This is a genomic window from Halocatena salina (genome assembly GCF_023115355.1).
Classification (GTDB): Archaea; Halobacteriota; Halobacteria; order Halobacteriales; family Haloarculaceae; genus Halocatena; species Halocatena salina.
In genome coordinates this window covers 516,911-539,574 of record NZ_CP096019.1, presented here as the reverse complement: position 1 = coordinate 539,574, position 22,664 = coordinate 516,911, and the positions used below count along the sequence as shown (strand labels likewise).

Below are 22,664 nucleotides of genomic sequence, written 5' to 3'. Positions count from 1 at the left end.
ACCGAGCCGTTACATGGTGGTCGCGCTCTGTGATGCCGCATCGACACGCCGTTCGATCTCTGCGAGAACCTCGTCGGTCAACACCTTCCCTCCGGTGTTCGGAACGGTCGCGTGTTCTTCGTTGTAGTGTCTGGCGAGATCGAGTTCCCGAGCACCGATCTCGCCGGTCGGTTCGAACGATCGAGCGAGTTCTTCCTCGATCGTCCGGAACTCGAAGGAGTCCGCGGAGATGTCGAAGACGTACGCGCCAGTAATGGAATCGCTCGCAAACACGAAGCCCCGTGTCTCGTTGTATTCGGCAGACCACACGAACGGGGGATGTATCGAATCGAGGGAATCGATGATTGGGCCGCTTCCTAACTGTTTTGCGCGGTGTTCGTCTTTGCGGGTCTGGAACTGCTGGGAGGGCGTCGGATCCCTCGGATCGGTGATGTCTGCGATCCAGACACCTTCGTGATAGCCGCCGTCTACGAGGAGGGTGGTATCACCACACGATGCCACGTCGTGGAAGTGGGTCGTCCAGAAGAACTGCTCGTCATCGCCTTGCTCGGTGGCGTTGGGTGAGTGGGTGAACCCGAGGTGGACCGGATCCTCCGGGGAGCCGTCGCCCCATCCGATGTCGAATACGTGCTTGCCGCCTGGGATTCCCGTCCCTCGTTCGTCGCTGAGGACCGCAAGTTTCCGTTCAGGATCGAACCGTGCTGAATGACACGCTTCGAATCCGGCGAGATCGATCGCCTCGTAATCGGGCCGGTCGGCGTAATCAACCCGGCCACGTTCGGTCGGTGAGGTGGGATCCGCGATATCGAACACGACGTATCCGACGAACCGCCCATCGATGTACGCCACATGTAGAAGGTCCCGATCGGCTTCGACAGTGATGTCGTGGGCGTAGCCGTACGGACCAGTCACATCGATCAACACCGGGTCGGTCGGATCGCTCGTGTCGTAAGTGAGCACGCCCGGCTCGTTCCCCTTTTTGTCGACGGCGTACACCAACGGCGCTTCGGGATGGGACTCGATGTGGTGGACCCCCGTTCGTGGCGTATCCACGTCTGCGACGATCGTCGGCTCCGAAACGGTACCCGTCGCATACCCGTAATCGACGACCTGAAACCCTCGTTCGCCGTCTTCAGTGTTCGGCTCCTGAGTACGGTAGTACAACCCATCGCGGGCGTCGAACGCCACGTCATTCTGTCGGTTCGTCATCGGTGATCTGAGACGGTGGGCCTGTGTGGGATTCGAGAGATCTTCGAGATCGACGAGAAAGCTTCCACCCTCCCCGTAGTATCCACCCAACAGCCCGTATCGTCCGTCGTCTCTGAGCACGCCGTTACTGTAGATTCCCGGTGGATTGTCAAGAAAAGCGTGTCCAAGTAGCTCAAGCCGTCCCGGGACGGTGTGAGATGCTCTCGCGTTGGTTTCCGGAGTCCTCCGTGCCGTTCCTGGCCTCGCCGAACCGATTGCGGTGGTTACGATCCCAGTGTACCTCAGGAAATCGCGTCGTGAACGATCGATCATCCGCAACTCCCTACTCACTTTACTATCTTATGTCTGTTTATCAATATATTGTAATTGAAAATAAATGCAATTAGATTGTGAAACTAGACAAAACTATGATATTTGAGGGAGCGTACCGTTGGAAAACGGCGACAACTAGGGACGATTACATTCTGCCGTACGTTTGTTTTTCTCCATCTGAATAAAATGGCATCGGTGATTTCGTTTCGATCGACTCAGAGTGATACGCTTTCGGCTTATACGTCGTCCGACCATCCTCTCGTTCGTGGCGTTGAGGAAAGCACGTCGTCGAGCGTCATCTCCTCGGTGAGGTCTGCTCTCGGGAGCTGGATCCGTTCGGTGTACTCTTCGCCGAACACGTCTTCGTACGTGATCTCGAAGGAGAGGTCGACCGCTTGGACACCGTCCTCGTAGAAGACGCGCATTGCATCCGTGAATCGACACGTTACGGTGTGTTTCCGAGCCTGCTCGGGAAGATCCTCAGAAACATCGACTAGAACGACCATTCCGATATCCAGACCGTCGGCGTACGGCGGAATCCGAACCGACTGGTGTCGATTGTCGGTCCGGGTCGCCGGACAGATCGCGTGACTCCCGCTGACGCTGTACTTTTCGGGCGGATCGACCAGTTCGATCTCCGAACGGACGGTAACGTTTAGCGCAGCACCAAACGACAGGTTCGTAACGGTGAACTGGGCTCCATCTGCCGATTCGTCCCCGTTGGTCGATCGGAGCCAATCGATTTCGAGCGATGGGGCATACAACGCGCGGTGGGTTGCCTGTTGTTCCGTGAGCAGTCCCATCGCTTGTTGGAGTTTCTCGGTTTGCTCGTGGAGGTCTGTGAACCCCTCGGAACCTCGTGTGCGATGTTCACGAACCGATGCGACCCCTCGGTTTATCGCTTCGCTCTGACGGAGATAGCCCAAGAAGTTTGTACTGGCCAACAACAGCACAGCGAGGATTCCCATGATGAGAAGGGCGTCCTCCCGCGGTGCAACTCTGAGCTCGGTCAAAACGGTGATGTACGCGAACGCAACGATTCCGGTTCCGGCAGCTAGCACGACCGTTGCAGCAACGACAGTTCGGAACGGCTGATCGAAAACGAATTCCGGTAGCTTCGATCCCGTTTGAGATCGAGTACTCGTGGCATTGGAGTCGGTTGTCGCACCCATCTATCTGGTATATATCCAAGGTGTGATTGGTAAAACCCGTTGATTCGATTCCATCTCGGTCGGTTCGCTGCAGCCGTTCCGACGCGATCACAGACGGTGTAGTCGGACTATCCTATCAGTCGATGACGACGAGCGCATCGCCCATGTCGACGCTTTGTCCTTGCTCTACGGCGACTTCCGTGACGGTTCCGCCGTGACTGGCGACGATGTCGTTTTCCATTTTCATCGCTTCAAGCACACAGAGTACGTCTCCTGCATCGATCTCGTCGCCTTCCGAGACGTCCACCGAGAGGATCGTCCCTTGCATCTCTGCAGTAATGCGTTCACCTTCTGCTGTGGTGACCGGACCGTCATTGCTTCCCCCGCTGCTTCCGCCTGCGCTGTTGGTTTCGGGGTTGTTCGGACGGGATCCCCGTTCGTTGCCCTGTCCGTTCGTCGGAAGCGGTGGTGCACCGCGTTCCTCGAGATTCACCTCAAAGCGCTTGCCGTTGACCTCCACGGTGAACTGACGTTCGACGACCGATTCCTCTTGACCGTCCGTGGATGGGTCGATCGAATCGGATCCCCACCGGGTTTGGGCCTCCTCGATGGCGCTGGGATCGAGTTCACTATCGAGATACTTCGTGGTGTGCGTTCCAGTAGTGAACGCTTCGTCGGTGAGCATCAGCCGGTGGAACGGGATCACCGTGGTGAGTCCGTCGATGTCGTACTCTGCGAGTGCCCGACGTGCGCGCGCGATGCACTCCTCACGGGTGCTCCCGTGGATGATGAGTTTTGCGACCAACGAGTCGTACTCCCCGCTGATGGTGTCGCCTTCCTTGAGCGCGTCGTCGAGACGGACACCGATGCCACCCGGCGGGTCGTACGTGGTGAGGGTACCGGTTTCCGGAGCGAACTCCTCGGCGGCGTTCTCGGCGTTGATACGAAACTCCATGCCGTGGCCGTCGAATTCGACTTCCGACTGGTCGAACTCCAGTTCGTCGCCGTCGGCGACCCGGAGTTGCCACTTCACGATGTCGATGCCAGTGATCTCCTCGGTAACGGTGTGTTCGACCTGAATCCGGGTGTTGACTTCGAGGAAGTAAAACTCCCCGTCCTCGACGAGAAACTCCACAGTGCCGGCGTTGGTGTAATCGGATTCGCGGACGCCTCGTCGTGCGGCTTCACCGATCTCCTCGCGGAGATCGTCGTTGAGCGCCGGGGAAGGTGCTTCCTCGATGACCTTCTGGTGACGGCGTTGGAGCGAACAGTCCCGCTCTCCGAGGTGGCGGACGTTGCCGTGCTGGTCGGCGATGATCTGTACCTCGATGTGACGCGGCTGTTCGAGATAGCGCTCGACGTACACCGAATCGTTGTCGAAATACGCCTCACCCTCCCGCTGTGCGCTTTCGAGTTGATCTTCGACTTCGTCAGCGTTCCGAACCACTTTCAGACCACGACCGCCTCCGCCGCCCTCGGCTTTGATTGCAAGTGGGTAGCCGTGTTTCTCGCCGAACGCCACGATCTCCTCGGGATCTGTGACCGGCTCGGTCGTCCCCGGCACGATCGGGACGTCAGCGGTCTCCATCACCGTTCGGGCTTTCGTCTTCTCGCCGAGCTGTTCCATCGACTGACTCGATGGGCCGACCCACGTAACGTCGTCCGTTTCCTCTACGAGCGCTGCGAATTCGGCGTTTTCGGCGAGGAATCCGTACCCCGGATGGATGGCGTCCGCTCCCGAACGGATGGCAACGTCCACGATCGCCTCCTGGTCCAGATACGAGTCGGCTGCACGGGCCGGACCGACGTTGTACGCCTCATCAGCGTATCGGACGTGACCGGCGTCTTTGTCGGCCTCGCTGTAGATTGCAACCGTGGCGATGTCAAGCTCCTCACACGCGCGCATCACACGGACGGCGATCTCTCCCCGATTCGCAATCAATACCTTCTCGAACATGGCTATCCCTATCAGGAGTTTCCCTATAAATCCACAGGTGATGGCTCCCATGTGATGTGCGCTGATTGGTTTCCCTATGGGACTGTTCCGAATGGGTTTTGACTGCTGTTTGCCGTTCTTCCCACCTTATCCACCGAAACGAAACAGCTATCGGTAGTTCACGAGAGTGCCGTGGTACCACGCTCGGCGCTGGGTCAGCCGAATTCGACCACGATGTTATTCGTATTAGGTGACAGAATATGTGAGTGTCGAGCATACCATCAGCAACGTTATACAGATTCGGAAAATATCAATATAGCTATGGTAGTCATGATGGTTTGGACGAATTCTTGTCTAGAAGTGGTAATATATAATCATTACCCAATGACTCGATCGACATGGGCGACTACAAACCCGTTATTTCGTGGTCTGTGGGATGTCTCTGGAGGTATTGGTAGACAGTCATATCGCGTTCATCTATGTCGTTACTATTAAATAGTGAGACTATCACGTGTTAGGTAGACTCATTCGATCGGCACGAACCGGAAACCGGTTCCCTCGAACGTGATACCAACACGTTCGAAGAATGGGTTTGGACAAATCTATGTTCAATCAACCCAATGGTACGGACGGTCGGAGCACAGTTAAATTTACTGAATCTGATGCTGTTGTCGATAAACTCATCAGTGCGATTCACGAGACCCGCGACCGGGTAACGGAGCTCGAAGAGACGGTGAGTGAACAACAGGATACGCTCGCTGAGCAACAGGAGACGATCGACGAACAGGCGACGACGATCGAAGAGCAAGACGAGCGGATCGACGCGCTCGAAGAAGAGCTCGCCAGCTACCGGACGGAAAACGAGCGCGACAAGGCCGACATTCGGAGCACGGTCACCGATGCCGACGAACAGTCGTCGGTCAACCTCAACGTGATCGACAAGCTCAACACGAAAATGAAAGAGATCACGGGAGAGCTCAAACGGGTCAACGGCGGGCGCAGCTCCTTGGAACAGATCGTCAGACTGCCCGACGCGATCGCCACCGAAGCGCTCTCAAAGAATCAACTTCGAAGTCGAGCGATCGTCAGCGAGATCAAAAGCGTCAAATCCAAAACAGCGATGAAGGGACGGAAGGTGATCGACTCGCGGGCGATTCGGGACAAACTCCGTGAGACGTACAGCAAGGCCCACCACCAGACGGTGAGCCGGGTGATGGAGTTCATCGAAGAGATGGGCGGGGACGATGTGCGGCTGAAACAGGGGAAAAAACGCAAGAAGCTCGTGTTCGAACCCGAACTGATCGAGCAGTTGGATCGAGCCGAACAGCTGGACGGTGAGGAAATCGATGACGTGCACACGAACGGTGTGATGGCCACCGTCCGTGGAGGGTGACTGATCGTGATGAGCACTCCCCTAATAGGGTAACTATCTAGGCCAACGCAACAACAACAAAACAACAACCTCGTTCACTAGCGACAGCCACGAATAAACCTCCTTTATTCATAATACTAATACAGTGGATTATGACGAAACTCGTCGTCGTTCTCACGTTTGCGCTCGGTGGTGATCACACCAAACGTGATGAAAGTGCGGCCCACGACGGTGTGCGTACTTGAGTAGCGTTCGTGGCAGTTGAGCCAGCGAGCTGGTTTATCGACCGAGTTCGTAGAACTCCTTGTTAGGGCGCAGATCGGCCACGGTTGCCATCCGGTTCGAGAGGTTGTAGAAAGCGACGACGCTGGCGATGTCCCAGATCTCCTCCTCGGAGAAGCCGACGTTACGGAGTTGGGCGAGGTCGCCCCGGGTGACCGTCTCCGGTGATTCGGTGAGCTTCACAGCAAAATCGAGCATTTCTTGGTGGTTTGGGCTGAGATCCGCACTTCGGTGGTTGGTAGCGAGTTGGTCGGCCAGCTGCGGTGCCTCGGCGTAGATTCGGACCAGCGCGCCGTGGGCGACGACGCAGTACAGACAGTCGTTTACGCCGCTGACGGTGACGACGATCATCTCGATCTCTTCGCGTTCGAGCGTGGTCTCCTCTACTAGCGCATCGTGATATGCGAAAAAAGCCCGGAAATGGCTCGGCTTGTAGCCGAAGGCGCTGAACACGTTCGGCGTAAACCCTGTCTGTTCGGTCTCGTCTTCGATCCGCTCGCGGAGATCCTCGGGTAGTTCCTCGTGATCGGGTACCGGAAAGTTTCGCATTGGTTTGGACATACGAGTGCATGACTCCGCAGGTACTTATTCATCGTGTGGGTTCGACTTCCATCCAGAACCGTCTCGAAATCGGGTTTGTGAAGGTCTCTTGACGCCGCTTTGAGTCGACAGAAGAGACTTATCGCTGCATCACCAACCGATAGATATGCGGTACCGACCGAGCTTCAGACAGGCCGTTGTAGTAATGGCGCTTGTTCTCGTGACGCTCGGAGCGACGAGTGTCGTTGCCGGAGCCGGATCAGCGGCTGCGAGCGCAGACACGGAGGCCAAGCAGATCGGACAGGTGGACATCGAGATATCCAACGAACAAGTAACGGTGGGTGATATTCACGTTAGCGGGTCGGGGCTTCCCACTGTCGACATCCAGGAACGCACCTACACCGTCCATAATGCCTCCATGACGACTGACGGATTCACTGTCTCGCTCAACGGGCAGGATTATGAGGTCGGTTCAGTCTCGATCGTCGTTGAGGACGTCTCGGTGACGCTCGAAAACGTGCAGGTTGATTCCGAGTGAATTCCTCTCTGGCTGAAGATTATTTCAAGAATAACGAAGTAATAAGCCAGTGAAGGGATTTGAACCCTTGGCCTAATCCTTACGAAGGATTCGCTCTGCCAGCTGAGCTACACTGGCGCAACCCGCGATTCGCTTCACATACAACTCGACTCAAGAGCAGTATAAGGATTCCGGAGTGAACCGATATCGACACGGACTCACACACCGTGTGGTCAGACGGCGCTTACGGATCCCCCGATCGAAGCATCGTGATCGATGGTGAGTCAGTGGCAGGATTTTCGTGGATGTGAACCCGCGTCTCTCCGCCGAACGCCTGCTCGATCACTGACTCGGTGAAGACGGTCTCGGGCGATCCGCGAGCGAGCACCTGACCGTCGGCGAGCACGACGATGGCGTCACAGAATCGTGCGGCGAGATCGAGATCGTGGATCGCCGCGAGCGCAGTCTTCCCCTCGTCGACGAGTGTTCGAACGAGCCCGAGCGTTCGCACTTGATGGGTGACGTCGAGACTGGCTGTCGGTTCGTCGAGCACCAATGCGGGTGTTTCTTGGGCTAACGCTCGCGCCAACAGGACGCGCTGGCGCTCACCTCCGCTTACTGTCTCGATCGACCGATCGGCCAGCTCGGCGGTTCGTGTTCGTTCGAGCGCCCGCTCGATCGGCTCCCGTTCCATGCGTCGGAACCGCGATCGGTGGGGTGTGCGTCCCATGGCGACGACGTCCCGAACGGAAAATGAAAAGGAGACCGTCGTATCCTGAGCCACCGTTGCGACCGACCGGGCGATCGCTCGGGATGACAACGACTGTATATCCCGCCCATCGATCGATACGGATCCCCTGTCGGGAGTGAGGACGCCGTTGATCGTGCGCAACAGCGTCGTTTTCCCAGCCCCATTCGGCCCGACGAGCGCGACGAACGAACCCGACGGCACCGACAGCGAGACGTCACGGAGGATCCGTGTCTCTCCGAGTGCCACTGACACGCTATCGACATCGATCAAGGGATCACTCACAGTTGATGTACCTCGCGTTGGCGTAGTAGATACAGGAAAAACGGTGCACCGAGTGCTGCTGTCACGATGCCGACAGGCAACTGTGTGGCCCCTCCTCGCGCGACGGTGTCGGTCCCGACGAGAAATATTGCCCCTGCGATGGCGCTGGTCGGCAACAACACCCGGTGATCCGGTCCGACGAGCAACCGAAGCATGTGGGGAACGATGAGTCCAACGAAACCGATGACGCCGGCCACGGACACCGCGGCGGCAGTAGCGAGGGTCGCCACCGTCAACAGGATGCGTTTCGTTCGTTCGACATCGATCCCCACCGTTTGGGCTTGTTCTTCACCCAACAAGAGGACGTTCAGATCCTGCGCGAAGACGAGCAGAACGGCGAACGAACCCAGCGACAGAACCAGCGTTCCAGTCACGTCATCCCATCCGGCAGTGGCGAGGTCTCCCATCAGCCAGTGCAACACCGCGTTGACGCTCTCACCCGCTTGTAACAATAGATACGAGACGACTGCACCGAGGAACGTCTGCACGGCGACACCAGCGAGAAGGAGCGTCTCGACTGGTGTCCGTCCGTTTGTCGTGGCGATGAGATACACGGCAAACGCCGTGATGAGTGCCGACAGAAAAGCGACTCCTTGTAGTCCGAACGGGACCGAAATCCCAAACACCAGTAGTGTGACTGCCCCGACGGCGGCTCCCGAGGATACCCCGATGACTGAGGGGTCGGCCATCGGATTCCGAAACAGCCCTTGCATGACGGTCCCGGCCGTAGCGAGCGCGAATCCGACGATCGCAGCGAGTACGATCCGTGGCAGACGAATCTGCGCGACGATGATTTGTTTGGCGCGTGGAACGGGAAACGAAAATGGATGGACGAACGCCACGTCGATCCCCACCCACGGAACGTGAGCGATCGGAGCGCTCGTTCCGGGATCGACCGTCACCGATGTGGGAATCGCCACCGTGTTGAGGATCGCCTGTACCACGGTAGCCGCCGGAACGCTCACCGGACCGACGGTAACGCTCCAGACGATGGTCACGCCGAGAAACACCGACAGCCAGAGTGACCACCACAGGGTCCGCTTCCACCGTTCCATGTTCACAACCTCGTTTGGATTAGCCAAATATTTATTGCAAACGAACCCTCCGCTCGAGTGATGAACCGAGTGATCGTGTTCCTCGTCGGAGTGGTGCTTTTCAGTACGATGCCAGCGGCTGTTGGCGCACCTGTGTCCGTATCGGCCCAGTCAGCACAGCCGTCGTGTTCGTTCCCGTTCAGCGCGACCGACGCGACGGGGACTCACGTGACCGTCGATAGCGAGCCTGAACGTGTCGTCGCGCTCCAGCCAAGCGCGGCCCAGACGATGTGGGAGATCGACGCGGATGGAAAGGTCGTGGGCATGCCGATCGGTCCGACGACCTCGTATCTGAACGGGTCTGAGTCACGAACGGACGTTACTGGCGACGACGGCTTCTCGACATCCATCGAGACGGTCGTGTCGGCGGAGCCGGATCTCGTGCTCGCGCCGAACAGCGTCCCGAACGAAACGGTCGAAACGCTCCGAAGCGCGGGGCTAACGGTGTACAAGTTCGGATTGAGCGAGTCGATCGAGGACGTTTCGACCAAAACGTCTCACACCGGACGGCTCGTCGGGGCGTGTGAAGCGGCTTCCCAGCGTGCCGAGGCGATGAACGAAACCGTGGCGTCGATCGAATCGGCTACGACGGATCAGGACCGCCCGCGGGTGCTGTACGTGATGTCCGACGGCTACACGCCGGGTAACGGGACGTTCATTCACGAGATCATCACGAGCGCAGGCGCGGAGAACGTCGCCGCTACCGCCAACATCACGGGCTATCAACAGATCAATCCGGAGACGGTGATCCAACGGGATCCCCAATGGATCATCACGCCGGATCACATGTCTGCCCTCCCGAACCGAACCGCGTATGCGGAAACGACCGCGCTCCAGAACGACCAAACGGTGAGCGTCGATTCGAACTACGTCAGTCAGCCCGCGCCGCGGGTGGTGCGCCCGATGAAAACGCTCGCTCAAACGTTCCATCCCGATGCGTTCTCGGCATCGACCGCGTCATCGCCCGGTGACGAAAGAACGGACGTTACCTCCGGACCACAGGCGACAGCCACCACCGGCCCCGGCTTCAGTGTCGTTGCCGCAGTGCTCGCGGTGCTGACCCTCTCGGGCGCGTTGTTCGCCCGGCGGTAGGGACTTCCCGTAAGATTCGTTGCCGTTCCCCCGATACGCCCCGGTATGGTCGAAAACGTGATTTGGCCCGCCGCATTCGATTCGACGTTGTCTCGAAACGAGGGCCGTCGTGTGTCGCTGGATCTCGCGGTCGAAAATCCGACCGTTGACGAGATTGCTACCGCCGTTCAACAGGTCGGATACGACGCCGTCATCGAACGAGAGATGACGTATCCCCGCGAGTACGAACCGCGTGGGCGCGTCGTCGTTCGAGATGCCGACGACGCGAGCAAGAGCGATCTGCTCCAGGCCGTCGGCGCGTACGTCACTGCGATCCGAGGGTGACCGATAGATGCCAACGGGGATCCAACGCGTCGGAGCAGTCGTGAACACCGCTCAAGGACTCGCAGTCGTCCGCGCATCGGACGCGTCGTATCCGGATCTCGGCACCACTGTAATCGACGAACGACTCGACACTGTCGGACAGGTGGTGGACGTGTTCGGTCCTGTGGACCGTCCTTTCGTGGCGGTCTCGCCGGCGTCGGAGACCCAGCTGGCCCCGCTGCTTGGCACCGTCGTCTACGCTCGGTCCGAGTGAGGATGCGCTTCGGGTCCGGAACGGACCAAGAGCGGGAAAGACTTGTCGATCATCTCCGTGTGTATTCGTATGACCAAGCGTCTGTACGTTGCTGGAGGTGTGACGATCGCGGTGTTCGTGTTGGTTCAGATCGGTGCAGTGGCGCTGGTCGAACCGTTTCGTGCTGCTGGCTACCAGCCCGTCGAAGATCCGTCGGATCCGACAAACACCGTGTTGTATCTCCTCGGTGTGTTCGTCGTGACCGGAGTGATGCTTCTTGCGTTTCGGTTCGATGCCGATACGTTGATTCGAATGTTTATCGTTGGTTCGAGTGCACTGCTCACTTACTACGTTTTTTCGGTGTTCCTACCGCCCATCGAGGTCGGTCCCGGAATCGTTGGAGTCATGAACGGACCGGCTGCCCTCACAGCACTCGCGGGCTCGTTCGCGCTGTGGTTCTACCCCGAGTGGTACGTCATCGACGCCGCTGGCGTCGTGATCGGGATGGGTGCTGCCGGACTGTTCGGGATCAGCCTCGGTCTCCTTCCCGCACTGTTGTTGTTGATCGCGCTTGCGGTGTATGACGCTATCAGCGTGTACAAAACCGAACATATGCTCACGTTGGCGTCGGGGATGATGGATCTCAAAATTCCAGTCGTACTCGTGGTCCCACTTACGCGTTCGTATTCGTATCTCGACGCTGCCGACCGAGACGAGCACGGAACGGAATCGACTGACACTGCTAGCAACGATTCCGATCGACCCGAGACGATGTCCGACTCTCGCCCCGAACGCGATGCGCTGTACATTGGTTTGGGCGACGCCGTGATGCCGTCGGTGTTGGTCGCAAGCGCAGCGTATTTCCTCCCTTCAGAACCGGTCGTCTTGGGCGGTCTGCTTTCGGTCCCTGTGCTCGCTGCGATGGGTGGTACTCTCGTCGGTCTCCTCGTACTCATCAAACTGGTGACAGCAGGTCGGCCTCACGCTGGGCTCCCGCTGTTGAACGGGGGTGCGATCGCGGGCTACCTGTTCGGAGCGATCGCCAGCGGCGTCCCGCTTCTCACCGCGGTCGGTCTGACGCCGTACGTCTGATCGGTGCGTTACTCACCGGTCAACGCTGCACTTCCGGGTGCGATGTCGATGTACTCGCCGAGATCGTGCTCGATCGCTTTTTCGTACAACATGTACGCGGCGGCGACGGTTTCGATGCCAGTGCCGCCACTGTCGAACACCGTGATCTCGGTCTCCGTCGTTCGCCCCGGCACCTCCTCAGCGAGCACCTGACCCAGATCACCGTGGATGTCCGCTTCCGTCAGCCCTCGTTCGTCCATCGCCTGTAAGAACGCGCCCGCATCGCTGGTTGCGCGAGCGCGGAGATCGGGCACGTACGTCGCGCGTTCGACGGTCGTCGCATCGATCTCTCTGACATTGGGATCGTACTGACCCATCGCCGTGACGTGAGTGCCCGGTTCGAGTCGGTCGCCGTCGAACACCGGTTCTGTGGCGTTCGTGGCCGTGATGACCACGTCAGATCCTTCGACGGCAGCCTCGCTCGTCGCTACCGGTCGAACCGTTGCATCGTATCGGTCGTTCATCGCGTCGGCGAACGCTTCGCGGCTCTCCGCTGTCGGCGAGTACACCGTCACCGTCTCGAACGGGCGGACCGTCATCGTAGCCCGGAGCTGGCCGCGTGCTTGTGCGCCACTGCCGATGAGTCCGAGAGTCCGGGCATCTTGGCGCGCGAGCGCGTCAACACCGACTGCTCCGGTCGCTCCCGTTTTGAACGGATTGAGGCTTGCCCCATCCAACAGAGCGAGAGGCCGTCCGCTGTCGGCGTCGAACAACGGAAGGAAAAAGTGGACGTCCTCGTCTCCGAATCCTGCTGCGTACGTATATCCGCCCATCGCCCCCGTTTCTGGAAGGATGGCTAAGTACCCGGTCAGCATCCCCGCGTTATCATCGGCGACGAGTTTCGTTCGAGGTGCAGCGGATCCTTGCTGTCTATACCCTTCCCGAACTGCCGATACGTACTCCGAGGGAGTCGCCAATCCTGAGAGCTCCTTACTTCGTAGAAACAGCGTCTCCGTCATACGTATACGAAACGCAGAGTGGAGGCTTAACGATGGTGTCTGGACGTCGGTCGTTAGTCAGATCTGACTGGATTCGTCTCGACGCGAGCTGAGCGTTCCGTGCTCTGGTCGGTCGACAACTGCTCGGCTGGCTCCTGATCGGTCGGCGTCCGAACGAACAACGCGTGGCCCATGAATGCCACTGCGATCGACGCCGCGACCAGTACGGAGAGTGTTGTCTCCACCCCGACAACGGTCAACACACCCGATACACCGAATAGGGACAACGGTATCACCCCCAGCACAAAATCGTAATATCCAGTCATAGTCATCATAACGTAGTGCTTGCTCCATTAATAAAGCTTTCCCCGTCACCAACCGATACCATCTGGTGTAGCCATAGCATACCCACAAGCGACTCTTTAAAAATCCTCTCCATAACTTATGAATGGGTTTCTCAGCGGACACGCCTGCTACCGGTGCTTTTCGAGATATATATGAGTTTCGTACCATGGTAGACAATACCTAACATATTATCCGATAACATCATGATGGTCTCAAGCGAGAAACGTTGGCGTAGATTTCGGCCAGCGCTAGTAGACGTATGTTATCAAACAGCTGTGCTATCGGTCATGTGCGCCGGACACGTCGAAGAATTTCACACCGGCTGTAATCCTCTGTCTTCTCTAAGAATATTGATGTATTCTTTGATGCCTCGTTCGAGATCGTAGTTTACCTCATAGCCCATATCCGATTCGATCGCGTTCATATCGAGTTGCTGCGTCCACGGTAGTTCACCGTCATCGGAAACGGTGAGATCGGCTTCGGGAAGGATCGCTTCGACGGTTTCGGCGGCGTCTCGGATAGTGGCACACTCTCCACGAACGTTGTAAATCCGGCGTGATAGCTGTGAATCGTCAGTGAGGGTCGCAAGGCGGAACGCTTGTGCGATGTCTTTGACGTACTGCCAGTCGATGATCTGATCGCCGTACTCGACGCTGAACGGCTCGCCGAGCGCCGGTTTTTCGATGAGGTTTGCGAGAAACGCCGATCCACCCGTTTCTCGATAGGGTCCGTACGCGACGGTCGGACGAAGCCCGACGTGAGAGACGCCGTATTCTTCGTGGTAGCACCGGGCTTGGTGTTCGTTGTACTCCTTCGTCGCACCGTACAGCGTGTCGGGATACACGAGATCGTCCTCGCCGACCCAGCCGTCGTAGTTCTCTGGGGGTGCGAACACGGCTGCACTCGACGCCCACGCGACGCGCTCGATCTGGTCGTCGAGGATCCGAGCCGCCTCGAACACTGTATTCGTACCGCCAATGTTGACCGCATGAGCGAGTCGGGGCTGTTCGCGCGCGCTGCTCGTCAACAACGCCGCAAGATGAACGACGTGCGTTGCACCCGTCTCGGTTATCGCGCGCATGAAGTCAGTCGGATCGGTAACATCACCGCGTCGGATCGAAATCCGATCTGCGATACCGAGCTGTTCCAGTACGTGTGTGTCGGTCGACGTATCGTACGCGATTACTTCGTGACCCGCTTGGATGAACTCTTGTGCGACATACGATCCGATGAATCCGGTACCGCCCGTGATGAGTACGGATACCATACAGGTCTTTCTTTGAGCGAGTGGAAAAAGTTGCCGATACCAGATATCTTGTCAGCAATGATCTATTCTGTGCTCACTCGTGGAGTCCTCCGATGTCGGCGTAAAATGATGATTGAAGCGTCTCGCTCATCTGGATCTCGGGATCGATTCGCACGTCGACCACCGTCGGTTCGTCGGCTTTCATTCCCGCAGTGAGTGCGGGTTCGAGATTCTCGGGCGCTTCGACGCGTTCGGCGCGCGCACCGAACGCGTCTGCAACGTCGGTGAACTCCGTATCGGAGAACGTGACACCGGGGATCCGGTCGTCCATCTGGCGCACCATGCCGAGACCGGTGTCGTTGAGTACGACGAACGTCGGCGCCACGCCGTATTCGAGCGCGGTTTCGACGGCGGTCATCGTCATCGCGAATCCGCCATCGCCAGCCACGGCGATCACGTTTTTGTCGGTGACGAGCGCAGCGCTCACCGCCGCTGGCGGTGCCCATCCCATTCCGCCGACGCCACCGCTTCCGAAGTAGGTCCGGGGAGCGGGCGTTTGGAGGTACTGTAACAACCAAAACCGGTTGTTTCCCGAGTCAGCCGTGACGAGAGTCTCACTATCCACGACCGAGTCGATCGCCGCCACCGCGCGTTGGGGTGTGATCGGGACGGCGTCCGATTCACACATCGGATCGGTGAAGTCCTCGCGTGCGTTTGCCGCTCGATCCAGCGCCCACGACGACGATTGATGGCCGGACTCGGCGAGCAGGGACAGGGTTTCACGGGCGTCACCGACCAGCCCGATGTCCGCTGGATACACCCACCCAGTGTTGCGCGGGTCGATGTCGGCGTGAATGATCGTCTGTTCGTCAGGGCGGATGAATCCGGGTGCCTGCCAGTTGGTGTCCATCGGGTTGAGTCGACAGCCGACCACCAACAGCACGTCCGCTTCGCTTACGATCCTGTTGGCCCCTTCGTGACCGAACGAACCGATCACGCCTGCCGCGCGGTTGTGGGTTTCAGCGATCGTCGACTTCCCGAGGTAGGAGGTCGTTACGACGGCGTCGTAGGCAGCCGCGACCGTTCGAAGCTCCTCGTAGGCCTGCGCCGCGTGGACGCCGTTTCCAGCGACGATGACCGGCCTTTCAGCCGATTCGAGTGCTTCAGTCGCGGCTCGAACGTCCGTGTCTGGGGGGGCGGTAGTCCACGTTCGAGTTTGTGCTGCCGGATCCCAGACGGGCGGTATCGGATCGGTAGGCACCGTCTCAGTGATCGCATCGCCGTCGAAGACGACTGCTGTCGGACCAGGCCGTCCCGCGACAGCGTGTTTGAATGCGAGCTGTACGCTTCGGAGCGTCTCGGCGGGCGTTCTCGGTGACCAATGCTCTTTGGTGATGCCATCGAGCACGGTCGAGAGATCCAACCCCCCATAATCGCCTCGGGCCTGCTGATAGGGGGCCAGCGTGGAATACTCGCCTCGCTCCGAGGACTCGGTGAGTACGACCATCGGAGAGGAGCCGAGCCGAGCTTCCATCTGCCCGATCGCACCGATGCTACCGATCCACGGTCCCTGTCCAGCAAGCACACCGGGCTGTCGGGTGAGTCGGCCACACGTTTCGGCCATCACGCTCGCTTCCCGTTCATCGCGCGGGCGAACGACCTGAATATCCGATTCCGCGAGCGCTTCGAACAGTTCGATGACGCGTCCACCCGGATACCCGAACACGAACTCGATGCCGAGCGTTTCGAGCGTGTCTACGACGCTATCGACCGTTTTCATCGTCAGCCTCCGTGTGATTGCCGTTGGGCTGTTCGGCTTCTCGTCGACGCATCGTGATCGGTACCGATGTGTTGTCACCGGCTTGGATAGTCGGGACCATCCCATTGCTAGCCGGGGGCAGCCGACTTCGTTCTAGGGATGTCGGAAGCGATCGATGAACGCTTCGGCGGTCTCGATGGATCGACGGGATGGTATCGACCGACCTACCCACCGCTCACCGGCGGAAACAAGGCCAGTTCATCATCCTCTGCAACCCTCGTATCGAGCCCGTCGTTCGTGAATGGATCCTGTCCGTTCCGAAGCAGGCGGATGTGATCGTACAGTTCGCCCTCCCCATCGAACACCTCCTCGCGGAGTTCGGGGTGGGCGTCAAACAGCGCTTCGAGGGCCTCATCGAGGGTTGCACCTGATTCGACGTCGACCGACACTTTCCGCTTTCCAGCGGTCTCGCTCAGCGTGGCAAACAGTTTCCAGCGCATACGTTCCGGTATGGGATCCACAACAGCGTAGTCGTTCCGTTCGATCGAGGGGTCGGAGATACCGTCACATCCGGTAATTTCGATCGAGGATCGCCACGTCGGAGTCGAGCGAGTCGATCTGATAGAAGGTAGGTGGTGAGATGAACCGAGAGGTCGCACTCCGTTCTTGACTCGCACCGATGATGACCAGATCGTAGCCACGTGTGTAGGTGTCGAGAAACGACTCGATAGCAGCCCGGGCGACACGTGTCTCACAAGCGATCGTCACGGTTTCTGTGAGGTGGGACAGCATCTCTTCGGCAGTGCGCCGCTGGCGTTCGTTCGAGATGCAGTGGGCAACGGAGACGTGTCCTGTTCGTCCGACTAATCGGACGGCGAAATCGATCATGCTGTGTGCCACGTCGCTCTCCTGTCGAACGGGCACGAGTACACGTTTCCAGTCGGTGCGTTCATCGGCCGATCGGTGGACGAGTACGTCGGTGTCCCCCCTAAACAACTCCCGGAGGAACGGTGATAGCGATCCATACCGCGTTTCATACGGTACCGCGATGAGATCACAGTTCGTTTCATGAACGGTGTGTAGCACCGTTCGGGCCGGATTTGCTCCTTCACTGGCCACGACGACCTCACAGGGCACGCCGACTTTCGTTCGGATCATGTGTGCCCGTTTTTCCAACGCCGACGCGAACGCCGATGCGGCGCGTTCCTCGACCGACTGTGATTCGTCCGCTTCGTCCACGTCGATCTCCCCCTCGTTTCGGGCTGCTTCCGAGCTAGTCGTGACAGTCTGTTCCCCTTGGACTGGGGTGCTGTCTCCCGTATCGTCGGAGCCGGATCCGCCGACGCTTTCGATCGCGTCATTGTCGGCCATCTGTAGCAACACGACCTTTCCGGCGTCGTGGGCGCTGGCGAGTCGCGCACCCAACATTGCGGTCGCATTGGGATGTTCACCGCGCATCACGACGAGAACGTGGTCGTCCCCTTGGGTTGATTGGTACAGATACTCCGCGCGTTCGGCATAGACGCTCTTGCGCCAAAGGACGAACACGACTGCGACCAGCGTACTCGACACCGCGATGCTCAAAACGTAGATGCCGGCCCGATCGGGTGTTCCGGTAAGCAACACGAGAAGCGCCGTCGAGAACGCCGAGGAGATCTCTGTATCCAGCACCCACGTGACAACCCCCGTGAAAAAGATCGACATCGCTGCGCCTGCCGGTGAGACACCCCCGATCGTTCCCATCGGAAGCCATCCCGTGTGAGGAATGATCAACGTGAGCCAGCCACACAACGCCCCGATCGTCAACCCACCGACGAAGTTCCACGGGGTGGAATACGTGCCCTCGGGATCGGAAAAGAGGGTGTGGGTTCCCGACGCGAGTGGCGGGAACAGGAGAAACGAGAGTGCCGGATTTACGTGTGAGATGAACGTGACCAGCGCGAGCAACAGGGGGATTACCACCAAACTTGTGAGGCGGATGAGGTTTCGTGTCGTTTCGATCCACGCCCGAAACTCTCGGAGTTCACGCCGTTCGATCCGATGAAGCCTCCGAGCGTACGCCCATAGACGGTCCCCCCCGAACATACAGCCTGTTTCGTCCGAACTGAGAAAAAAGCTGTTTCGTTCGCCTCACAGCTCTGCTGCCGCGGACAACGACAGCTCGATCGCGCGGCCAACGTTGTCGCGTGCTTTCTCCGGAAGCTCCTCGGCATCGGTCTCGCCTTTCTGGGTGCCGCGGACGAGATTTCCATCGACGGTACAGATCGCGCCCGCTCGTAGTCCCTTCCGACGGGCGAGGGTGAAGATCGCCGCCGCTTCCATCTCCACGGAGAGTAGTCCCGCTGCCTCCCACGCCTTCACGTATTCGTCAGTTTCGGCGTAGAACGCGTCGTCGGTAGCGATCGGTCCGACGTGAACGGTCTCATCGTTTCGGTTTGCCGCATCGACCAGTGCCGACAACACCTCGAAATCCGCCACTGCCGGAATCGTCGACGATTCATAGCGCTTCGTAGTGCCTTCGTCTTTGGCTGCGGCTGATGCGACGATCATGTCGCCGATCTCGATATCGGACTGCAACGCGCCGGTGGTTCCGACACGGATGAACGTCTCGACGCCGACGGCAGAGAGTTCTTCGACTGCGACCGTTGCGGATGGGGCACCGATGCCAGTCGAGCAGATGGTGAGATCACGACCCTCATACACGGCGTTGACGAGCTTGTATTCGCGGTTTTCGGCGATCGTTTCTGCGCTGTCACACTGTTCAGCGATGCGATCGACCCGTCCGGGATCGCCCGGCACGAGTGCGATGTCTGCTGTCTCGTCCGGCCCGACGAGCAGATGTGGCTGCTTTTGTTCGCTCATACCATCCACTTCGAGGGCGGAGACAAACGTTTGCCGGATCGCGTTTTCCTCTGGTGATGGACACGGAGTATCTAACAGTCACTGATTCGATCCGGTGGCCGACTCCCGAACCGATTCGATCGCATCCCATGATAGTTCCGGGCGGGTGCCACTCGATCGGGCAGCGATCGCCCCACACGCGTTGCCGACGGTGAGCGGCCGGTGGTATCCTGCGTCGGACCCGGAGAGATAAGCGTAGATGAAGCCCGCGGCGAAGGCATCACCGGCTCCTGTCGTATCGACCGCATCGATGTCGTACCCCGGATGGTGGGCCGTTCCGTTTGGCGTGTGTGCGTCCGCTCCCCCTTCTCCGTGTTTTCTGACCACGATACATTCTTCGGGGCTGTCGATCATCTCGGATTCGCGGCGATTCAGAAAGACGATGTCAGCAACCTCGAGCGTCCGGTCGTACGTCCGCCCAGTGCACCGCCGCCCGGGATCGAAGCTCACACTGACGCCGGCTTGTGTGGCGATCTCAGCCAGTTTACCAGCAGTCTCGGGGTCCTGGCCAGTTAGATGGAGGTGGTCGGCGGCTCCGATGTACGCTTCGGAAACGTCGTCGAGATCGACAGCTTCGTTCACGCCGTCGGTGCCAAGAACGAACGCCTCCCCGTCGGGAGCGACGACGAGGTATTTCACGGCCGTTTGTCCCTCTACGATCTGTAGCTCCGTAGTGTCCACGCCACGTTCCCGTAGCTCAGAACGAGCTGATCGACCGTTGGCGTCGGCTCCGACGCTTCCAATGATCCCGGTCGAGACACCCAGTTGTGCGAGCGCTACAGCCGTGTTCGCTGCGCTCCCCCCTCCTCCACTGTGGCGCTCGTAAATTCGTGCCTCGCTGTCTGCTGTCGGAAGGTGCCCGACGTGGAGTGTGACATCCCAGTTGGCGTGTCCGGCACAGATAACGCGCATTATCACATCGTACATCCGACCGACCCAAAAACGTCTCCTCTTCGAACACACCGGTCATCCCACGATGGCGAACAGAACCACGTTGTGAACACCCGGACCCAGACCGACGGCGGCGATGGCTGCGAGCAGTAGATTCCCTTCGGAGGGTTCCTCTCTGACGTAGTCGGTGAGAAGACCAACGATCACCACTGCGAGAAGCACTTTCACGACGACGAACAACCCCACGCCACCGGCATCGATCAGGAGTTGGGAGAGCGGTGTCTGCTCGCCGAATCCGAGAAACGCCAGTCCGACGGCAGTCGATAGGCCATCGAGCGCGTGGCCGAACACGACGAGCAGTCCAGCCCCACCGGTTTCCTCGATGGCTGTCGGAAAAAAAGACCGAAACAACAGCCATCCTCCACCGGTGATCGCGGCGGCTCCCACGACGGCAACGCCCGGCCAAAACACGTGTACCGGTGGTGACTGGACAGCAGCGATACCTGCAACGGCGAACACACCGATAGCCACCACTGTTCCCGTAATGAGCACCACCCCGGGTGTGCTATCGATCGCGAACCGAGCGGGTTGGCGATCCCCAACCACGGCAACGATCGCTCCCACGACGACGAACGTCGTGAGATACACGGTTGGCGCACTCGCAAACGGTGCGAGCACTGCCGGAACCACCGTAGCTTGTTCGAGCGCGTACAGTCCGGCTCCGACCGTCATCCATGGCGCGAGCGCGACGACTGTCTGCTTTGTAATTCGTGGCGTCTGCCGGTACAGCACACCAACGATCACGAGGCTCACGAGGACGATCCCGACCAGATACGGCAGTGGCGGGAGTACGAACCCTTCGGGTAACAGTTGCATTGAGCGAACTGTTCCGCGCTGGCGGCAAAGCCCTACCGACATTTAACGACCACCGACGGACGTATCTCACTCCGTGTGTATTCCTCCGTATGGACGATTTTCCCGCTCGCATCGATCACACGGTTCTCGGCGTAGACACGACGGCAGCTGACGCCAAACGGGTCGTTAGAGACGCCGAACGGTATGGAATGAACGCCTGTATTCCGCCCTGCTACGTTCCCACCGTCGAAACGGATGTGGTGTTGACGACAGTTATCGGCTTTCCTCACGGACAACACACGCCGGAAACCAAACGCGTCGAAGCCCAACAAGCCTACAGCAACGGCTGTGACGAGCTTGATATGGTCATCAACGTCGGCCGACTCAAGGCAGGTGCGGATGAAGCCCTCGTCGCCGACATCGAGACCGTCGTCGATGCCGTTCCGATTCCGGTGAAAGCCATCATCGAAACGGCGGTGCTCGAACCCGAGGAGAAACACCGCGCCTGTGAGCTTGCGGCCGCTGCGGGCGCGGATTTCGTGAAAACTTCGACCGGTTTCGCCGATGGGGGCGCGACCGTCGACGACGTGGCGCTCATGAGCGAGTATCTGCCTGTGAAAGCGAGTGGTGGGATCGGTTCGTACGACCGAGCGAACGCCCTCCTTGAAGCCGGTGCCGAACGCATCGGTGCCTCAAGCGGCGTTCAGCTCGTCAAGGAGTATCGAACGGTAAACGATCGGACGTGAGAATATAAGACAGTAGCAGCCGAGTATCGATCCATGAAGATCTACACGGGGCGTGGTGATGAGGGCCAGACCGATCTCCGAAACATGTCTCGCGTCTCGAAGACGAACCCGAGAATCGAAGCCTACGGCACCGTGGACGAAGCCAACGCGCTCATCGGCGTCATCGTTCCGTCCGGTCACGACGACGTGGACCAACGGCTCCGAGAGGTTCAAAACCACCTTCACATCATCCAGGCTGACTTCGCCGATCCTGACGAAGACAGCGACAGTCCACGACTCGACGACCCGGAGATCGACCGCCTCGAAGCGTGGATCGACGACTACGACGAGGAACTCGATCCGCTGGAATCGTTCGTACTCCCCGGTGGCAGTACAGCGGGCGCGAAACTCCACCACGCACGAGCTGTCGTCCGCCGCGCAGAACGCCGGGCTGTCGCGCTTGCGACGAACGAACCCGTGAACGAAACGGCCATCACGTATCTAAACCGGCTTTCTGACGCGCTGTTCGTCTTCGCACGAGTCGTAAACGAACGCGAAGGTATCACTGAAGAATCACCGACATACTGATAGGAACAGAGATGTACTGTCGGCGAAAAGAACTACGAACCGACAGTACTTTCGCCCACTGTCATTTTTGACCGATGCGTACAGCTCGGCTCTCCCCGAGCCGTAGTCTTTAGGTATGCCTAAAAGACTGTAAATGTTTTGGCTATGCAGAC

The 22,664-nt window shown here is 58.9% G+C and carries 24 protein-coding genes and 1 tRNA gene; 8 read left to right on the top strand and 17 right to left on the bottom strand.

Translation table 11 applies throughout. The features are described from left to right. Positions 1-9: 9 nt before the first annotated feature. The 3 genes from MW046_RS02780 to MW046_RS02770 all read right to left on the bottom strand — a co-directional run bounded on the left by MW046_RS02780 (position 10) and on the right by MW046_RS02770 (position 4,629). The gene (locus MW046_RS02780; RefSeq protein WP_247994046.1) at positions 10-1,521 is read right to left on the bottom strand and encodes an LVIVD repeat-containing protein; all 1,512 of its coding nucleotides are present in this window, start codon (positions 1,519-1,521) and stop codon (positions 10-12) included. Between the two features lie 236 nt (positions 1,522-1,757). After that, positions 1,758-2,693, bottom strand: coding sequence for a hypothetical protein (locus MW046_RS02775; RefSeq protein ID WP_247994045.1), 936 nt, complete (start codon positions 2,691-2,693; stop codon positions 1,758-1,760). A gap of 115 nt (positions 2,694-2,808) precedes the next feature. Continuing rightward, a complete protein-coding gene (locus MW046_RS02770) occupies positions 2,809-4,629 on the bottom strand; it encodes an acetyl-CoA carboxylase biotin carboxylase subunit (RefSeq protein WP_247994044.1) in 1,821 nt (606 codons plus the stop codon). Positions 4,630-5,212: 583 nt separating this feature from the next. Between MW046_RS02770 and MW046_RS02765 the strand changes: the two genes are divergently transcribed. Then, entirely contained in the window at positions 5,213-6,001 is a 789-nt protein-coding gene (locus MW046_RS02765) for a hypothetical protein (RefSeq protein WP_247994043.1), read from the top strand. A gap of 258 nt (positions 6,002-6,259) precedes the next feature. Here the strand turns inward: MW046_RS02765 and MW046_RS02760 are convergent, their stop codons facing one another. Then, the gene (locus MW046_RS02760; RefSeq protein WP_247994042.1) at positions 6,260-6,823 is read right to left on the bottom strand and encodes a peroxidase-related enzyme; all 564 of its coding nucleotides are present in this window, start codon (positions 6,821-6,823) and stop codon (positions 6,260-6,262) included. 145 nt (positions 6,824-6,968) lie between these two features. Here MW046_RS02760 and MW046_RS02755 point away from each other — a divergent pair, with 145 nt between their 5' ends. After that, positions 6,969-7,340 (top strand): hypothetical protein, encoded by a 372-nt coding sequence (locus MW046_RS02755; RefSeq protein ID WP_247994041.1) that lies wholly within the window; start codon positions 6,969-6,971, stop codon positions 7,338-7,340. A 44-nt stretch (positions 7,341-7,384) separates the two neighbouring features. Here MW046_RS02755 and MW046_RS02750 read toward each other — a convergent pair. The 3 genes from MW046_RS02750 to btuC form a co-directional block, all read right to left on the bottom strand. Continuing rightward, positions 7,385-7,457: transfer RNA gene (locus MW046_RS02750), tRNA-Thr, on the bottom strand. A gap of 106 nt (positions 7,458-7,563) precedes the next feature. Then, on the bottom strand, positions 7,564-8,352 hold the full coding sequence (locus tag MW046_RS02745) for a heme ABC transporter ATP-binding protein (protein WP_247994040.1): 789 nt from the start codon (positions 8,350-8,352) through the stop codon (positions 7,564-7,566). Further along, a complete protein-coding gene (gene btuC, locus MW046_RS02740) occupies positions 8,349-9,446 on the bottom strand; it encodes a vitamin B12 ABC transporter permease BtuC (RefSeq protein ID WP_247994039.1) in 1,098 nt (365 codons plus the stop codon). The genes MW046_RS02745 and btuC overlap by 4 nt, the downstream gene beginning before the upstream one ends. Positions 9,447-9,506: 60 nt before the next feature. Here btuC and MW046_RS02735 point away from each other — a divergent pair, with 60 nt between their 5' ends. The 4 genes from MW046_RS02735 (at position 9,507) to MW046_RS02720 (ending at position 12,225) form a co-directional block, all read left to right on the top strand. Further along, the gene (locus MW046_RS02735; RefSeq protein WP_247994038.1) at positions 9,507-10,577 is read left to right on the top strand and encodes a PGF-CTERM-anchored ABC transporter substrate-binding protein; all 1,071 of its coding nucleotides are present in this window, start codon (positions 9,507-9,509) and stop codon (positions 10,575-10,577) included. Between the two features lie 45 nt (positions 10,578-10,622). Next, positions 10,623-10,901: a signal recognition particle subunit SRP19 gene (gene srp19, locus MW046_RS02730; RefSeq protein WP_247994037.1), complete on the top strand. Its 279-nt coding sequence runs from the start codon at positions 10,623-10,625 to the stop codon at positions 10,899-10,901. Positions 10,902-10,920: 19 nt separating this feature from the next. Next, the gene (locus MW046_RS02725; protein WP_247994798.1) at positions 10,921-11,154 is read left to right on the top strand and encodes an H/ACA ribonucleoprotein complex subunit GAR1; all 234 of its coding nucleotides are present in this window, start codon (positions 10,921-10,923) and stop codon (positions 11,152-11,154) included. A gap of 69 nt (positions 11,155-11,223) precedes the next feature. Further along, positions 11,224-12,225, top strand: a complete 1,002-nt coding sequence (locus tag MW046_RS02720) for a presenilin family intramembrane aspartyl protease PSH (RefSeq protein WP_247994036.1) — start codon at positions 11,224-11,226, stop codon at positions 12,223-12,225. Positions 12,226-12,233: 8 nt separating this feature from the next. Here the strand turns inward: MW046_RS02720 and MW046_RS02715 are convergent, their stop codons facing one another. From MW046_RS02715 to MW046_RS02670, 10 genes are all read right to left on the bottom strand, one after another. Beyond that, positions 12,234-13,223 carry an ornithine cyclodeaminase family protein gene (locus MW046_RS02715; protein WP_247994035.1) on the bottom strand — a complete coding sequence of 330 codons (990 nt, stop codon included), beginning with the start codon at positions 13,221-13,223 and terminating at the stop codon, positions 12,234-12,236. A gap of 53 nt (positions 13,224-13,276) precedes the next feature. Further along, a complete protein-coding gene (locus tag MW046_RS02710; protein WP_247994034.1) occupies positions 13,277-13,534 on the bottom strand; it encodes a DUF8015 family protein in 258 nt (85 codons plus the stop codon). Positions 13,535-13,860: 326 nt separating this feature from the next. Continuing rightward, a complete protein-coding gene (locus MW046_RS02705; protein WP_247994033.1) occupies positions 13,861-14,814 on the bottom strand; it encodes an NAD-dependent epimerase/dehydratase family protein in 954 nt (317 codons plus the stop codon). Positions 14,815-14,887: 73 nt separating this feature from the next. Further along, complete coding sequence (locus MW046_RS02700) at positions 14,888-16,573, bottom strand: thiamine pyrophosphate-binding protein (protein ID WP_247994032.1); 1,686 nt, start codon at positions 16,571-16,573, stop codon at positions 14,888-14,890. After that, positions 16,557-16,784, bottom strand: a complete 228-nt coding sequence (locus tag MW046_RS02695) for a hypothetical protein (RefSeq protein ID WP_247994031.1) — start codon at positions 16,782-16,784, stop codon at positions 16,557-16,559. Before MW046_RS02695 ends, MW046_RS02700 begins: the two co-directional genes overlap by 17 nt. Beyond that, on the bottom strand, positions 16,777-17,052 hold the full coding sequence (locus MW046_RS02690) for a ubiquitin-like small modifier protein 1 (RefSeq protein ID WP_247994030.1): 276 nt from the start codon (positions 17,050-17,052) through the stop codon (positions 16,777-16,779). Before MW046_RS02690 ends, MW046_RS02695 begins: the two co-directional genes overlap by 8 nt. Before the next feature lie 64 nt (positions 17,053-17,116). Beyond that, positions 17,117-18,637, bottom strand: a complete 1,521-nt coding sequence (locus MW046_RS02685) for an HPP family protein (RefSeq protein ID WP_247994029.1) — start codon at positions 18,635-18,637, stop codon at positions 17,117-17,119. Positions 18,638-18,682: 45 nt separating this feature from the next. Continuing rightward, positions 18,683-19,414, bottom strand: coding sequence for a nucleoside phosphorylase (locus MW046_RS02680; protein ID WP_247994028.1), 732 nt, complete (start codon positions 19,412-19,414; stop codon positions 18,683-18,685). Between the two features lie 78 nt (positions 19,415-19,492). After that, positions 19,493-20,365, bottom strand: coding sequence for an ATP-dependent ribose-1-phosphate kinase (locus tag MW046_RS02675; RefSeq protein WP_247994027.1), 873 nt, complete (start codon positions 20,363-20,365; stop codon positions 19,493-19,495). Positions 20,366-20,419: 54 nt separating this feature from the next. Next, positions 20,420-21,220, bottom strand: a complete 801-nt coding sequence (locus MW046_RS02670; RefSeq protein ID WP_247994026.1) for a DUF63 family protein — start codon at positions 21,218-21,220, stop codon at positions 20,420-20,422. Between the two features lie 89 nt (positions 21,221-21,309). Here MW046_RS02670 and deoC point away from each other — a divergent pair, with 89 nt between their 5' ends. Both deoC and MW046_RS02660 read left to right on the top strand, forming a co-directional pair. Continuing rightward, complete coding sequence (gene deoC, locus MW046_RS02665) at positions 21,310-21,945, top strand: deoxyribose-phosphate aldolase (protein ID WP_247994025.1); 636 nt, start codon at positions 21,310-21,312, stop codon at positions 21,943-21,945. 33 nt (positions 21,946-21,978) lie between these two features. Next, entirely contained in the window at positions 21,979-22,512 is a 534-nt protein-coding gene (locus MW046_RS02660; protein ID WP_247994024.1) for a cob(I)yrinic acid a,c-diamide adenosyltransferase, read from the top strand. Positions 22,513-22,664: the final 152 nt, after the last annotated feature.

Coding starts and splice junctions, on each gene's coding strand:
- MW046_RS02780 (WP_247994046.1), bottom strand. CDS start 1,521: ATGATCGATCGTTCACGACGCGATTTCCTGAGGTACACTGGGATCGTA.
- MW046_RS02775 (WP_247994045.1), bottom strand. CDS start 2,693: ATGGGTGCGACAACCGACTCCAATGCCACGAGTACTCGATCTCAAACG.
- MW046_RS02770 (WP_247994044.1), bottom strand. CDS start 4,629: ATGTTCGAGAAGGTATTGATTGCGAATCGGGGAGAGATCGCCGTCCGT.
- MW046_RS02765 (WP_247994043.1), top strand. CDS start 5,213: ATGTTCAATCAACCCAATGGTACGGACGGTCGGAGCACAGTTAAATTT.
- MW046_RS02760 (WP_247994042.1), bottom strand. CDS start 6,823: ATGTCCAAACCAATGCGAAACTTTCCGGTACCCGATCACGAGGAACTA.
- MW046_RS02755 (WP_247994041.1), top strand. CDS start 6,969: ATGCGGTACCGACCGAGCTTCAGACAGGCCGTTGTAGTAATGGCGCTT.
- btuC (WP_247994039.1), bottom strand. CDS start 9,446: ATGGAACGGTGGAAGCGGACCCTGTGGTGGTCACTCTGGCTGTCGGTG.
- MW046_RS02735 (WP_247994038.1), top strand. CDS start 9,507: ATGAACCGAGTGATCGTGTTCCTCGTCGGAGTGGTGCTTTTCAGTACG.
- srp19 (WP_247994037.1), top strand. CDS start 10,623: ATGGTCGAAAACGTGATTTGGCCCGCCGCATTCGATTCGACGTTGTCT.
- MW046_RS02720 (WP_247994036.1), top strand. CDS start 11,224: ATGACCAAGCGTCTGTACGTTGCTGGAGGTGTGACGATCGCGGTGTTC.
- MW046_RS02715 (WP_247994035.1), bottom strand. CDS start 13,223: ATGACGGAGACGCTGTTTCTACGAAGTAAGGAGCTCTCAGGATTGGCG.
- MW046_RS02710 (WP_247994034.1), bottom strand. CDS start 13,534: ATGACTATGACTGGATATTACGATTTTGTGCTGGGGGTGATACCGTTG.
- MW046_RS02705 (WP_247994033.1), bottom strand. CDS start 14,814: ATGGTATCCGTACTCATCACGGGCGGTACCGGATTCATCGGATCGTAT.
- MW046_RS02700 (WP_247994032.1), bottom strand. CDS start 16,573: ATGAAAACGGTCGATAGCGTCGTAGACACGCTCGAAACGCTCGGCATC.
- MW046_RS02690 (WP_247994030.1), bottom strand. CDS start 17,052: ATGCGCTGGAAACTGTTTGCCACGCTGAGCGAGACCGCTGGAAAGCGG.
- MW046_RS02685 (WP_247994029.1), bottom strand. CDS start 18,637: ATGTTCGGGGGGGACCGTCTATGGGCGTACGCTCGGAGGCTTCATCGG.
- MW046_RS02680 (WP_247994028.1), bottom strand. CDS start 19,414: ATGAGCGAACAAAAGCAGCCACATCTGCTCGTCGGGCCGGACGAGACA.
- MW046_RS02675 (WP_247994027.1), bottom strand. CDS start 20,365: ATGCGCGTTATCTGTGCCGGACACGCCAACTGGGATGTCACACTCCAC.
- MW046_RS02670 (WP_247994026.1), bottom strand. CDS start 21,220: ATGCAACTGTTACCCGAAGGGTTCGTACTCCCGCCACTGCCGTATCTG.
- deoC (WP_247994025.1), top strand. CDS start 21,310: ATGGACGATTTTCCCGCTCGCATCGATCACACGGTTCTCGGCGTAGAC.
- MW046_RS02660 (WP_247994024.1), top strand. CDS start 21,979: ATGAAGATCTACACGGGGCGTGGTGATGAGGGCCAGACCGATCTCCGA.